The organism is Aeromonas sp. 130281 (assembly GCF_056642115.1).
This window is the reverse complement of sequence record NZ_JBWVQS010000007.1, coordinates 64,697-78,231: the sequence shown is the minus strand read 5'-3', so window position 1 is coordinate 78,231 and position 13,535 is coordinate 64,697. Positions and strand designations below refer to the sequence as shown.

Here is a 13,535-nt window from a genome sequence, read left to right as displayed (position 1 = left end):
CATGGCTTTTAATCTGCGTAACCGTAACTTCCTGAAACTGCTGGACTTCACCCCGCGCGAAATCCAATACATGATTGACCTGGCCATCGACCTGAAAAAAGCCAAATACGGTGGCTATGAGCGTAAGCACCTCACCGGCAAGAACATTGCCCTGATCTTCGAGAAGACCTCCACCCGTACCCGCTGCGCCTTTGAAGTGGCGGCCTTCGACCAGGGCGCCCAGGTCTCCTACCTCGGCCCAAGCGGTTCCCAGATCGGTCACAAGGAGTCCATGAAGGACACCGCCCGTGTACTGGGTCGCATGTATGACGGCATCGAATACCGTGGCTTCGGTCAGGAGATAGTCGAAGAGCTGGGCGCCCATGCCGGCGTGCCGGTCTGGAACGGTCTGACCAACGAATTCCACCCGACCCAGATCCTGGCCGACTTCATGACCATGCTGGAGCACGGCAAGGGCAAGCGCCTGGATCAGATCAAGTTCGCCTACCTGGGTGACGCCCGCAACAACATGGGCAACTCCCTGATGGTCGGTGCCGCCAAGATGGGCATGGACATCCGCCTGGTCGCGCCGAAAGCCTTCTGGCCAGAAGAGGAGCTGGTTGCCAAGTGCCGCCAGATCGCCGAAGAGACAGGTGCGCACATTCATCTGACCGAAGACGTGAAGGAGGGCGTGCTGGGTGCCGACTTTCTCTATACCGACGTCTGGGTCTCCATGGGTGAAGCGAAGGAAGCCTGGGACCAACGGGTCAAGCTGATGACCCCCTATCAGGTCAACATGGACGTCATCAACGCCACCAAGAACCCGGATGTGAAGTTCATGCACTGCCTGCCGGCGTTCCACAACGACGAGACCACCATGGGCAAGGAAGTGGCCGACAAATATGGCATGAAGGGTCTGGAAGTGACCGAGGACGTGTTCGAATCCGAGCACAGCATAGTCTTCGACGAGGCCGAAAACCGGATGCACACCATCAAGGCAGTGATGGTGGCTACGCTGGGCGACTGAGGTCGCAGTAGTGGTGCCGGGGGGTGACCCCCGGCTTTTCGACCATGTGACGGCGGCATAATACCTCTAACCCTACGACCCGCAGATACATGGATACCACACCCACAGAAGGAAGCTGGACCATGACCAAATTCAAGTTCCCGTCAGCCTACACCATATTGTTTGTGCTGATCGCCCTGGTGGCCGCCCTGAGCTGGATAGTGCCGGCCGGCAAATACGACATGGTAATGAATGAAGCCCTCGGCAAGGAAGTGCCGGTGGCAGGCACCTACAAGCTGGTGGATGCCAATCCCCAGGGGATCGTCGACGTGCTGCTGGCACCCATCGACGGCCTCTACAACCACGACACCTATGAGGCAGGCGCCATCGACGTCTCCCTCTTCATCCTGATCATCGGCGGCTTCCTTGGCATAGTGACCAAGACAGGTGCCATCGATGCCGGTATCGAGCGCGTGACCGACCGTCTGCGTGGCCGCGAGGAGTGGATGATCCCCATCCTGATGGCGTTGTTCGCCGCAGGGGGCACCATCTACGGCATGGCGGAAGAGTCGCTGCCCTTCTACACCCTGCTGGTGCCGGTGATGATGGCCGCCCGCTTCGACCCCGTGGTCGCCGCCGCGACCGTGCTGCTCGGCGCCGGTATAGGGACGCTCGGCTCCACCATCAACCCGTTCGCCACCGTGATTGCCGCCAACGCGGCCGGCATCTCCTTCACCGACGGCATCTGGCTGCGGGTCGCCATGCTGGTCGCCGGCTGGCTGCTGTGCGTGGCCTACGTGATGCGTTATGCCAAGATGGTGCGCAACGACCCCAGCAAGTCCCTGGTGGCCGACAAGTGGGAGGAGAACCGTGCCCACTTCCTCGGCAACAAGAGCGATCAGATGCTGGAGTTCACTCTGACTCGCAAGATAGTGCTGGGTATCTTCGTCGCCGCCTTCGCCGTGATGATCTACGGGGTGGCCGTGCTCGGCTGGTGGATGGCGCAGATCTCCGGCGTCTTCCTGGCCGCCGCCATCATAGTCGGCCTCATCTCCCGCATGAGCGAGGAGGAGCTGACCTCCAACTTCATCGACGGTGCCCGTGACCTGCTCGGCGTGGCCCTCATCATAGGTATCGCCCGCGGTATAGTAGTGGTGATGGACAACGGCATGATCACCCACACCATCCTGAACAGCGCGGAAGGCATAGTGACCGGCCTCTCCACAGTGGTGTTCATCAACGTGATGTTCGTGCTGGAAGTGGTGCTCTCCTTCCTGGTGCCGTCCTCCTCCGGTCTGGCGGTGCTGACCATGCCGATCATGGCGCCCCTTGCCGACTTCGCCAACGTGGGTCGCGAGCTGGTGGTGACCGCTTACCAGTCCGCCTCCGGTCTGGTGAACCTGGTGACCCCGACCTCAGCCGTGGTCATGGGAGGCCTGGCCATCGCCAAGGTGCCCTATGTGCGCTGGCTGAAGTGGGTGGCGCCCCTGCTCGGTATCCTGACCGTGCTGATCGTGGTCTGCCTGAGCCTGGGGGCCGTGCTCTCCTGAGGGATGACAAGCAAGATGCAACGGGAGCCTGAAGGCTCCCGTTTTTTTATGGTCAGGATGACAGGCAACAAAAAGGCGACCCAGGGGTCGCCTTGCTGCATGCGGGCTTGGCTTAGCGCGCCTGCTCCAGGGTGCGCACCACGGCGGCATGGGCCTGGCGGGTGCGGCTGATGTGGCGCGGGGCGATGAGCACCACGTCGTTGCCGGCCACGGCCCCCAGGATCTCGGGATCGGCGTGGCGATCCAGCAAACGGGCCACCACGGTCGCGGCCCCCGGGGTGGTGTGCACCAGCACCATCTGCTGGTTGTGCACCACGGCGCGCACCATGTCGTGCACGGAGCGGGTGCTGCCGGCGGGTTCCAGCTGCTCGTCAACCAGCGTGTAGACCTTCTTGCCGTTGGCATTCTGGGCCTTGGCGACGCCGAGGCGGCGCAGCAGGCGGGAGATGGTGGACTGGCTGATGTCGGCGAAGCCGCGCTCCGCCAGCTCGCGACGGATCTCTTCCTGGGTGCTGTAGCAGTGCTGGCCGATGATCTGGCGGCAGGCATCGAGCTGGGCCAGGTCGGACTCCTGTTCCGGGGGGCGACTGAGGGTCTTGACCATGGCGACTTCCTTTGACGATGACAGATGGCTATGGCGCTCAGTCTGTCACGCCTGTTTTTCATAGCGAAAAACACTGATGACGAGCATTTCGGTAGGTGATGAGCGATGTCTAGCCGTTGCGAGATGGCAAATTATAACCAAAGGGGGAATAAGTGATGTGACAGGGGTCAAAAATGGGCCCGATAGGGCCCACATGGATATCAATTGCAGGCGGAAAATCAGTAGCGTTCGCTGACGATGTCCTGGGTGAAGGATTTCTCGCAGTATTTGCACTTCATGCGCACCGCGCCCTTCACTTCGCGCACCCGGAAGTAGCTGTCCACCGGCTCGTTGTGGGAGATGCAGTTGGAGTTGGGGCAGTGGAACACCCCGGCGATGAACTCCGGCAGCTTCAGCTGGTGCTTCTTCACCACGGCGAAGTCTTCGATGATGTTGACGGTCGCGGTCGGGGCAAACAGCGCCAGCTGGTTGGCCTGCTGCTCGGTCAGCCGGGTGTTCTCTATCTTGATGAGATCCTTCTTGCCCAGGGCGCCGGATTTCAGGTTGAAGCCGACGGTGATCCGCTCCTGGGTCTCGATCAGCTGGAACAGCTTGAGGATCTTGATGCCCTGGCCGGCGGGGACGTGGTCGATGACGGAGCCGTGACGGATGGCTTCGACTTGCAGTTGGTTCTTCTCGGACATGATGTTCCCCTTTTCCCTTAGACGGTTTCGTTCAGTACCAGTGCCAGCAGCGCCTGGCGTGCATAGACCCCGTTTTCCGCCTGCTGGAAGTAGTAGGCGTGGGGGGTCTTGTCGACGGCGACCTCGATCTCGTCGACCCGGGGCAGGGGGTGCAGGATCTTCATGGTGGGCTTGGCCCCTTCCAGGGTCGCCAGCTCCAGCACGAACTTGGCGGCCATGTGCTTGTACTCGGTCTCGTCGAAGCGCTCTTTCTGGACCCGGGTCATGTAGAGGATGTCCAGCTCCGGCATCACCTCTTCCATGGTCTCGTGGACGCTGAACTGAATGCCCTTCTCCTCCAGCTCTTCGCACAGGTAGTCCGGCATCGCCAGGGCTTCCGGGGAGATGAAGAAGAAGCGGCAGTTGAACAGGCTCAGGGCCTGGGCCAGGGAGTGGACGGTGCGGCCGTATTTCAGGTCACCGACGAAGGCCACGTTGAGGCCGTCCAGCTTGCCTTGGGTCTCATGGATGGAGAAGAGATCGAGCAGGGTCTGGGTCGGATGCTGGTTGGAGCCGTCACCGCCGTTGATGACTGGCACCCGGGAGAACTCGGAGGCCAGACGGGCGGCGCCCTCCTTCGGGTGGCGCATCACCACGGCATCGGCATAGGAGCCGATGATCTTGATGGAGTCGGCCAGGGTCTCGCCCTTCTTGGCGCTGGTGTTGCCGCCGTCGGCGAAGCCGATGATGTTGCCGCCGAGGCGCTGTACCGCGGTCTCGAAGGAGAGACGGGTGCGGGTGGAGGCCTCGAAGAAGCAGCTGGCGACCAGCTTGTCTTTCAGCAGGCGGGTGTCGGGTTCGGCCTTCAACCGCTGAGCGGTGGCGACCACCAGTTCCATGTCGGACCGGGTTAGGTCCGAGATGGAGATGACGTGTTTGTTATAGAGTGGATTGGTCATCGTCTGCATTCCCTTTGACATCAATGAAGGTTTTTCTGGCACAAAAAAAAGCCCCTGAAACAGGGGCTCTTTTTAAAAACAACTGGGGATCTGTGGGTCGGAAACCGGAAACAACGGGGCCGCTCTGGTGCGCTCCACCCGTCTGCAAGGCTGCTTTTTTCATCAAAAACGGCATCGTCCTGTCCCGACCTTTTTCAAAACCGGACAGATTATAGGGCTGGTTTTTGAATTGTCAAAAATTTATTTCAGAGGCAGGATTTACCGGTAAAAACGTTTGAGTGTCGCGAACGGGTCGACAAATCCAGACCTGGTGCTCGGGCTGCAGCGGCAGGCCGTCTTCGGCCATGCTGCGCAGATAACCGAGCCTGTGGTGCCCCTCCAGCAGGCAATATGGCTGCGGCAGGGGTTGGCCATCGGGGTAGCAGGCACCGGGCTCGGGGGCGAGCACTATGATGGGCTCGGACCAGGTGCCCCGGCTCAGCATGTCCTCGCCGAGCCAGGAGCGGCGCACATAGCGGTTGCTGCGCAGCATCTCCCCCCAGCGCTCGATCACCTCCATGTGGCGGGAGCCTATCTGGTTCACGACCTGGGCCGTGTCCCAGGCTTCGCACTCGAAGTGGTGGCGGGCGAGGTCGATAAAGCTCCAGTTGGACTCAAAACCGCGCCAATGGCGGTAAATCCATTGGGTCAGCACATTTTGGGGAATGAAGGGCACCAGGGGAGAGACCCGCTCGAGATAGTCTGGCAGGGACTCGGTTTTGCGCTCATCCCGGAAGTTGAGGGGCGCAAGTTGTTGAAGCAGGCGGTAATTGAGCATGAACGACCTCCCTGTAGCTGGTTTCACCCTACCCCCATTTATGCCCCATTCCTACCCCGGCGGTACTGCAAATACAGCAAGTTACCCCGGCTGGTTGCGGGAATTGCCGCGATTTGCTCGTGAATTGTTCGATCGCATCGAAAGTGAGAAAAAAAGCCTTTACCTTTGATCCCGGCTTTGTATAATTCGCCTCGTTTGTTGCAGGGGCGTAGTTCCAATTGGTAGAACAGCGGTCTCCAAAACCGATGGTTGCGGGTTCGAGTCCTGCCGCCCCTGCCATTTTCAGAAAGGCCAGCTCATTGAGCTGGCCTTTCGCATTTCTGCCTTTCCCGTTTTCTGCGGCGACCCCGCTCCACTTCTCCTCCTGACACCTTGGCTTCCCCTGCCTTTCAAGGGCTTGGCCCAGTTGCTCTTCGCTAGTCGCTATTGCCGCCTTCTGCCCTGTCGTTTCTGGCAGTCGTGCCGTCCGCGTCCCTGTGCTACACCACATGAGCTGCGCCGCGCGCTGCCTGAGGGGCACGTGGCGGTTCGTCAGCATGGATGCTCAAGCCGTGGATTCTGGGCGTGAAGACAATGCGAGGAGATGAGTCATGAACAAGGCCGTTGAAACCCGACTGAACAAGTCCCGCCCCGGTGGCTGGGTGCCACAGGATCAGGCCCACATCACACGCTGGACCAAGCGGCTCCAGCTGTATGTGGCGCAGCAACCGCGGCCGCTGGTGGCCCCCATCGCCCAGCTGCAGGATCTGGTCAGGTCGGATCCCCTGCTGCACGCCCAGGCCGATGCCATGTTCAAGGAGGCCTGGCGTCATGAGCACCTGACGCCACTCGGGCAGATCGAGCTGAAGAGCTTCGACGACTTCCTGATCCTGCTCAACGGCATCATGACCACGGCGCCCGAGGCCTATCAGGATATCCCGAGCCAGTCCCCCTCCGGGCTCATCGGCTTCCCCATCAACGCCCTGCTCGACTGGCCCATGGCGACCCGCTCCGGCTATCTGTTCTTTGCCAACACCTTGATCAACCAGCAATTCAAGAAGATCCTCGGCTACTGGGCGCAGTTTCTGCAAAGCCCGGCCTCCCGCTATGTGCTGACCGAGCCGGTCAGCCGGCTGGATCGGGAGACACTGATAGTACCCTGGCTCGGCCAGTTGGCTCAGGCCGAGATGGTGCAGGTGGCCCGCTCCGCCCTGGGGGAGGGCGTCAACCCCACGCCCGCCAGCTTCGAGCAAATCTTCCAGTGCAATCCCGCGGACCCCCACTATGGCTTCGGCTGCTGGGATGACTTCTTCACCCGCACCTTCCGCCCCGGCGTGCGGCCGGTGTCGGCGCCGGAGGACGACAGCGTCATCGTCAGCGCCTGCGAGTCGGCCCCGCTGCAGGTGAAGAGCGGGGTGAGCCGCAGCGATCGCTTCTGGCTAAAGGGTCAGCCCTATTCCCTCGACAACATGCTCGACTTCGATGACACGGCGCCGCTGTTCGACGGCGGCACCGTCTATCAGGCCTTCCTCAGCGCCCTGAGCTATCACCGCTGGCACAGCCCGGTGAGCGGCACCATCCGCAAGGTGCGCGTGGTCAATGGCACCTACTACCTGGAGAACCAGTACGAGGGCTTCCTCGACGCCGACGGCGCCGATCCCAGCGCCCCCAACAACTCCCAGCCCTTCCTCACCTCGGTGGCGACCCGGGCGCTGATCTTCATCGAGGCCGACAACCCCAGGATAGGCCTGATGTGCGTGGTGCCGGTGGGGATGGCGGAGGTGTCGAGCTGCGACATCACGGTGAAGGAGGGGGACAGGGTGAAGAAGGGAGATCAGCTCGGCATGTTCCACTTCGGCGGCTCCACCCACTGCCTGGTGTTTCGCCCCGGGGTCGAGCTGGCGTTCGACTTCCATGACCAGACCCCGAGCCTGGAGGCCACCAACCTGAGGGTCAACACCGCCATTGCCAGGGTGAAGTAGAGAGCGCGCCAGGCATAGCGAAGAGGCCGCCCAAGGGCTGCCTCTTCGCTTCACCTCGCACTCTGTTGTTGGGCCAGCAGGTCAAGATAGGCGCCTTCGATCAACTGGGATGGCGCCACCCCGAGACGCGCCATGATCTCATGGGCCTCCTGTATCCCCGCTTCGAGCGGTTCCTCATTTTCCAGCACTACCTCCAGCTCGAGAAAGTGGCCTAGCCCCTCGACCCGATCGAGATGGATCCGGGTTCTGCCGACCAGAAACAGGGTGCGTGTCTTCTGCACCCGACCTATCTGGCCACAGGCCAGGCTGAGGGTCTCTCGCAGGCTGTCCGGCTCGCTCGTTGGAGTGACCTGATAGAAGCTCTCCTTGGGCCCCTGCCGATCGGCTCGGCGGTAGAAGATGAGCTCACCGCTACTGTGGGAGAGGGTGCGCAGCTTGAGTCGGCCTGACTCGCAGCGAAAGAAAGTATCATCCTGCGCAATCTCGATGGGGCCCCGATCGGCGATGGCGGCCGCCTTGGGGAGGAGGGCGTCGATCCGTGTGATCTGGGCTTTGATCTCGATATTTCGGGGCATGGTATGAGGGGCTCCTTGGGAACTACAGTGCCCAACCTATCACAGATAGCACATGCCGGCGGCCAGGCATGCCACCAGTTTCGTGAACCGCAGCACAGTCTGTCGCCGACAAAGGAGAAATCGAACAGATTCACTAAAGTAAGACCCTGGTGGCGCCGATAGTCTCTACCAAGATGGGGGTATTCCTGGCCTCCTGTCACCACAAGGATTTGTAGTCATGACACTCTCGTTGCGCGGCAAGCTGCTCGCGACCAGCCTGGGGGTAGTGCTGCTGATGGCCGCCCTGCTCGGTATCGTCGCCTTCCATACCCTCAAAACACGGACCCTTGACGCCATCCAGAGCGAGGCGGTCAATTATGGTCACGCCCACTCGGTGGCCATCGGCAACTGGATGGCGGATCGCAAGCACGCGGTCGATGCCCTGGCCGCCGTCATTGCCGACAATCCCCAGGCGACCCTGGTGCCGCACCTGCTGCAGACCCGCACCTCCGGCGGCTTCGGCCTCACCTATTTCGGTTCGGCGCAGGGGGCCATGACCCGCCACGATCCCTCCCTCAACACCGCCAACTATGACCCCAGGGTGCGCCCCTGGTATCAGAGCGCCAGCAAGGCGGGCAAGCTGATCGTCACGCCTCCCTACGTCAGCGTGACCATGCAGCAGATGGTGGTGACCCTGGCGGAGCCGGTGAGTCATCAGGGTCAGGTGATCGGGGTGGCGGGGGCGGATCTCTCCCTGGATGCCCTGATCGACGAGGTGCTGGCCATGAAGGTGCAGGGGGAGGGCTACGCCATGCTGCTGGACAGCTCCGGCCTCATCGTCGGCCACCCGCAGAAGGAGCTGGCCCTGAAACAGGTGGCCGAGCTGGCCCCCGGTCTCACCGGGGCGACCCTGGAGGGCTGGAGCCGGGACGGCGAGTTGCACGTCGCCACCATAGCGGGGCGTGAGGTGCTGCTGTCGGTGCAGGGGGTGCCAGGCACCGACTGGCTGCTCGCCATGGTGATGTACAAGGATGTGCTGGAGGCGCCCTTCGCCAGCCTGCTGTGGCAGCTGGTGGGGCTGACCCTGGTGCTGCTGCTGGTGTTCAGCGCCCTGCTCATCGCCATGTTCAACTACCTCTTCGCCGATCTCGGCCGGGTGTCAAAGGCGCTGGCCGACATCGCCCACGGCGAGGGAGATCTCACCGTGCAGATCGCGGCTCACAGTAAGGACGAGGTGGGGCTGCTGGCCCAGAACTTCAACCTGTTCGTGGCCCGGCTGCACGGCATCGTCAGCCGGTTGCGGGACGTCACCATCGAACTGGCTGCCCAGTCGCGGACCCAGGCGGCGGGGGCAGAGGCGCGCAGCCAGCGGGTGCGCGAGCAGCAGGACGAGATAGTCATGGTGGCCACCGCGGTGACCGAGATGGCGTCCGCCACCCAGGAGATCGCCGGCAACGCCGAGTTTGCCGCCACCACCTCCGGCGATGCGGTCAGGCTGGCCGTGGCCGGTCAGTCCCAGGTCGGCCAGAGCCAGCGCAGCATCAGCGGCCTGGCGGGGGAGGTGGCCGATGCCAGCCAGACCATCCACGAGCTGGATGGCCATGCCCAGAAGATCAGCGGCATCCTGGCCACCATCAGCGGCATCGCCGAGCAGACCAACCTGCTGGCGCTCAACGCGGCCATCGAGGCGGCCCGGGCCGGGGAGCAGGGCCGTGGCTTCGCCGTGGTGGCGGACGAGGTGCGGGTGCTGTCGCGCCGCACCCACGACTCCACCGCCGAGATCCAGCAGATGATCGAGGCGCTGCAGCAGACCACCCGCCGCGCCGTGGGGGGCATGGAGACCAGCCGCCAGCTGGCGGGCACCAGCGTGGAGGATGCGGAGGCCGCCAACCAGAGCCTGGCGCGGATCAACGAGGCCATAGGCGCCATCAGCGACATGGCGACCCAGATAGCGGCGGCCGCCGAGGAGCAGACCTCGGTCACCGGCGAGATCAGCCGCAACACCGAGAACATCCGCCACGTCTCCCAGACGCTGGCGGCGCAGGCGAAGGAGGAAGCCGCCCAGGCCGCCGAGCTCAAGTCCCTGACCGAGCGGCTGGAGCAGGAGATAGGCCGCTTCCGGCTCTAGGGGCAGACCCCGATGTGACAAAGGCGACCCCGGGGTCGCCTTTATTCATGTGGTGTATGGATGTTTTTTCGTCATGCACCCGCTGAATAATGTCGGGGCCAGGCCTCGAAACCGCCCTGATCAGGGGCTCAGAGGGGCTTGATGTAGCTGTAGAACTCGATGTCCCGCTGGTAGCCGTGCCCCTCGTAGAGCGCCTGGGCCTGCCGGTTGTCGGTGGCGGTGCTCAGCATCAGGAAGGCGGCGCCCGTCTCCTGGCCGTGGCGATCGGCCCGCGCCAGCAGCGCCTGGGCCACCCCCTGCTGGCGGGCCGCCGGCGCCACGAACAGATCGTACAGCAGCCAGATGCGTTTCAGGGCGAGGGAGCAGAACAGGGGATAGAGGTGGGCAAATCCCAGCACCTCTCCCTCCTCGCTCTGGGCCACGAAGAGCACCGACTCCCCGGCGGTGCAGCGCTCCAGCAGGAAGGCCCCGGCGGCCTCGGGCTCGGCAGGCAGCCGGTAGAACGCCCGGTATTGCACGAACAGGGGGGTGATCCTGGGAATGTCCGGGGGAGTGGCCTGGAATATCCTCATGGGGTGTTCCCGGCCGGATCCTGGCTGACCCAGATAAGCTGGTCGGTGGCAAAGCCGAGCCCCCTGGCCCGCTCGACCAGGGCCTCTACCTTCTCCTTGGGCGGATGGGGCGTGCGGGAGAGGATCCAGAGGTACTGGAGGTTGTAGCTGCTCACCAGGGAGAGGTCATAGTCCGTCGCCAGCACGTTGTAGCTGCCGTAGAAGGGGCCGAAGAAGCTCACCTTGAGGCGCCCCTCATCGCTGTTGCCCACGAAGTAGGCGCGCCCCTCGGCCTCGCGCCACTCCCCCTCTTCATCCTGCCCCCGGTTGATCACCCTGACGCCGCCGTCATCCCGCAGGCGGTAGCTGGCGGTGACCCGGCTCAGGCCGCGCTCGAAACCGTGATCGAGGCGGGCGATTTCGTACCAGGTGCCGAGATAGCGGTCGAGCTGGAAGGGCTTGACCACCTGGTGCCCCGGTGGAATGCCGGTGCAGGCGGTGGCCAGCAGGGCCAGAGCGAGCAGGATCAGTGTGCGCATGTCATCCCTCCACGATACGCAGTTGTCCCGAGCGGAAGCGTGCCGCGTGTTCGCTCGGGGTGTTGCCGAAGAAGCGTTTGTATTCGCGGCTGAACTGGGAGCCGCTCTCGTAGCCTACCCTGTCCGCCGCCACCCCGGCCTTGAGGCCGTCGTGCAGCATCATCAGCCGCGCCCGGTGCAGGCGCAGGGTCTTGATGTACTGCAGGGGCGAGGTGGCGGTGGCCGCCTTGAAGTGGTGGTGGAAGGCCGAGACGCTCATGTTCGCCTCCCGGGCCAGCTCCTCCACCATCAGGTTTTCGGTAAATCGCTGCTCCATGATACGCAGCACCCGGGCGATCTGGCTCACCTGGCTGTGACGGCTGGCCATGGCCAGCAGGGCGGGGGCTCCCCCCTCGTGCAGGGCGTGGAACAGGATCTCGCGCACTATCTGGGGCCCCAGCACCCGGGCGTGCAGCGGTTTGTCCATCACGTCGATGAGGCGCTCCACCGCGCAGAGCATGGTCTCTGAGAGGGGCACCGAGACCACGCCCCGCCCCGGCTCCGCCGGGGCGGGGGCGGCGTCCCCCATCTCCAGCAGCAGGGCCTGCAGCGCCGCCACGTCGATCTCCACCGAGAGCCCCACCAGGGGGGCTTCGGGGGAGGCGAAGCACTCGCACTCGCAGGGCAGTGGCAGGGTCATCATCAGGTAGTGCTCGGGGTCGTAGCGGAAGGTGAAGTCCGAGAGATAGCCCACCTTGTGCCCCTGCAGGATGATGATCATGCGCGGCCGGTAGAGCACAGGGATGCGGTCGTGGTGCTCGGTGGTGTAGATGAGGTGCACGCCGGGCACGGGGGCGGCGGTGATCCCCGGGTGCGGCGCCAGGGCGGCGAGGCGGCTGGCGAGGGCGGACTGGTGGGTTGCCGCGACGGGCTGATTTGTACTCATTTATCCAGACTCAGTAGAAATAGGCAAGAAATCGGCAGAAAGCTCCCTTGATGGTAGGTGGTTATAAGAGAAAAATGCAACCCATACCTTACCGACTACGATCACCCCAGGAGATCCCATGAACAACTTCATCCTGCACACCCCCACCAAGGTGCTGTTTGGCAAGGGCCAGGTGGCCCAGCTGCGCGGCCAGATCCCGGCCGACGCCCGTGTCCTCATCACCTACGGCGGCGGCAGCGTGGTGCGCAGCGGCCTGCTGGCGCAGATCCGCAGCGAGCTGGCGGGCCTGACCCTGTTCGAGTTCGGCGGCATAGAGCCCAACCCGGCGTACGAGACCCTGATGGGCGCCGTCGAACTGGCTCGCGCCGAGCAGATCGACTTCCTGCTCGCCGTCGGCGGCGGCTCCGTGCTGGACGGCACCAAATTCATTGCCGCGGCCGCCCACTACGATCTGGCCAGGGAGCCCTGGCACATCCTCGAGACCGTGGGGGGCGAGGTGGCTTCCGCCATTCCCCTCGGCGCCGTGCTGACCCTGCCGGCTACCGGCTCCGAGATGAACATGGGGGCCGTCATCACCCGCAGGAGCACAGGGGACAAGCAGCACTTCTTCTCCCCCTTCGTGATGCCGCGCTTCGCCGTGCTGGATCCCGTGCTCACCTACACCCTGCCGGCCCGCCAGGTCGCCAACGGCGTGGTGGATGCCTTCATCCACACCCTGGAGCAGTACCTCACCTATCCGGTGGACGCCAAGGTGCAGGATCGCTTCGCCGAAGGGCTGCTGCTGACCCTGATCGAGGAGGGCCCCAAGGCGCTGGTTGAGCCGGAAAATTACGACGTGCGCGCCAACATCATGTGGAGCGCCACCCTGGCACTCAACGGCCTGATCGGCGCCGGCGTGCCCCAGGACTGGGCCACCCACATGCTGGGTCACGAGCTGACCGCCCTGCACGGCCTGGACCACGCCCAGACCCTGGCGGTGGTGCTGCCCGCCCTGCTGCAGGCCAAGCGTGAGCAGAAGCGCGCCAAGCTGCTGCAATACGCCGAGCGGGTCTGGGATCTGCGCAGCGGCAGCGAGGCCGAGCGCATCGACGGCGCGATCAAAGCCACCCGCGACTTCTTCGAGCGGATGGGGGTCAAGACCCGGCTGCGTGACTACGGCCTGGCCGACGCCAATATCGACGCCCTGCTGGCCAAGCTCGAAGAGCACGGCATGACGGCGCTCGGGGAGCACGGCGACATCGACCTGGTGCAGAGCCGGCATATTTATGAAGCCGCCTGGTAAGAGGCGAGAGACCAGTTC

At 63.6% G+C, this 13,535-nt stretch carries 13 protein-coding genes and 1 tRNA gene; 6 read left to right on the top strand and 8 right to left on the bottom strand.

All coding sequences use genetic code 11. The annotated features are described in order from the left end of the window. Position 1: 1 nt before the first annotated feature. Complete coding sequence (gene argF, locus AC1IN8_RS17115) at positions 2-1,006, top strand: ornithine carbamoyltransferase (RefSeq protein ID WP_479759815.1); 1,005 nt, start codon at positions 2-4, stop codon at positions 1,004-1,006. Between the two features lie 122 nt (positions 1,007-1,128). After that, positions 1,129-2,535: a YfcC family protein gene (locus tag AC1IN8_RS17110; RefSeq protein WP_139437958.1), complete on the top strand. Its 1,407-nt coding sequence runs from the start codon at positions 1,129-1,131 to the stop codon at positions 2,533-2,535. A gap of 112 nt (positions 2,536-2,647) precedes the next feature. Here the strand turns inward: AC1IN8_RS17110 and AC1IN8_RS17105 are convergent, their stop codons facing one another. The 4 genes from AC1IN8_RS17105 to AC1IN8_RS17090 form a co-directional block, all read right to left on the bottom strand. Next, a complete protein-coding gene (locus AC1IN8_RS17105; protein ID WP_025328663.1) occupies positions 2,648-3,139 on the bottom strand; it encodes an arginine repressor in 492 nt (163 codons plus the stop codon). Between the two features lie 218 nt (positions 3,140-3,357). Continuing rightward, positions 3,358-3,822, bottom strand: coding sequence for an aspartate carbamoyltransferase regulatory subunit (gene pyrI / locus AC1IN8_RS17100; protein ID WP_005324452.1), 465 nt, complete (start codon positions 3,820-3,822; stop codon positions 3,358-3,360). A gap of 17 nt (positions 3,823-3,839) precedes the next feature. Next, positions 3,840-4,760, bottom strand: coding sequence for an aspartate carbamoyltransferase (pyrB, locus tag AC1IN8_RS17095; RefSeq protein ID WP_005324450.1), 921 nt, complete (start codon positions 4,758-4,760; stop codon positions 3,840-3,842). Positions 4,761-4,992: 232 nt separating this feature from the next. Beyond that, complete coding sequence (locus tag AC1IN8_RS17090) at positions 4,993-5,577, bottom strand: hypothetical protein (RefSeq protein WP_479759813.1); 585 nt, start codon at positions 5,575-5,577, stop codon at positions 4,993-4,995. A 202-nt stretch (positions 5,578-5,779) separates the two neighbouring features. On the opposite strand from AC1IN8_RS17090, the gene AC1IN8_RS17085 reads away from it, so the two are divergent. Then, positions 5,780-5,856: transfer RNA gene (locus tag AC1IN8_RS17085), tRNA-Trp, on the top strand. A 311-nt stretch (positions 5,857-6,167) separates the two neighbouring features. Continuing rightward, complete coding sequence (locus AC1IN8_RS17080) at positions 6,168-7,538, top strand: phophatidylserine decarboxylase associated domain-containing protein (RefSeq protein WP_479759811.1); 1,371 nt, start codon at positions 6,168-6,170, stop codon at positions 7,536-7,538. 50 nt (positions 7,539-7,588) lie between these two features. Here AC1IN8_RS17080 and AC1IN8_RS17075 read toward each other — a convergent pair whose 3' ends face one another. Then, on the bottom strand, positions 7,589-8,113 hold the full coding sequence (locus AC1IN8_RS17075; RefSeq protein ID WP_479759809.1) for a class IV adenylate cyclase: 525 nt from the start codon (positions 8,111-8,113) through the stop codon (positions 7,589-7,591). Between the two features lie 217 nt (positions 8,114-8,330). Here AC1IN8_RS17075 and AC1IN8_RS17070 point away from each other — a divergent pair, with 217 nt between their 5' ends. Next, positions 8,331-10,220, top strand: coding sequence for a methyl-accepting chemotaxis protein (locus tag AC1IN8_RS17070; RefSeq protein ID WP_265435035.1), 1,890 nt, complete (start codon positions 8,331-8,333; stop codon positions 10,218-10,220). Between the two features lie 128 nt (positions 10,221-10,348). On the opposite strand, the gene AC1IN8_RS17065 is transcribed toward AC1IN8_RS17070, so the two are convergent. Genes AC1IN8_RS17065 through AC1IN8_RS17055 form a run of 3 tightly spaced genes read right to left on the bottom strand, consistent with a single transcriptional unit; the run spans position 10,349 to position 12,235 of the window. Next, entirely contained in the window at positions 10,349-10,792 is a 444-nt protein-coding gene (locus AC1IN8_RS17065) for a GNAT family N-acetyltransferase (protein WP_139437948.1), read from the bottom strand. Then, a complete protein-coding gene (locus tag AC1IN8_RS17060) occupies positions 10,789-11,310 on the bottom strand; it encodes a lipocalin family protein (protein ID WP_479759807.1) in 522 nt (173 codons plus the stop codon). Before AC1IN8_RS17060 ends, AC1IN8_RS17065 begins: the two co-directional genes overlap by 4 nt. Before the next feature lies 1 nt (position 11,311). Continuing rightward, positions 11,312-12,235, bottom strand: coding sequence for an AraC family transcriptional regulator (locus AC1IN8_RS17055; protein ID WP_479759805.1), 924 nt, complete (start codon positions 12,233-12,235; stop codon positions 11,312-11,314). 118 nt (positions 12,236-12,353) lie between these two features. Here AC1IN8_RS17055 and yqhD point away from each other — a divergent pair, with 118 nt between their 5' ends. Then, a complete protein-coding gene (gene yqhD, locus AC1IN8_RS17050; RefSeq protein WP_479759804.1) occupies positions 12,354-13,517 on the top strand; it encodes an alcohol dehydrogenase in 1,164 nt (387 codons plus the stop codon). Positions 13,518-13,535 lie beyond the last annotated feature (18 nt).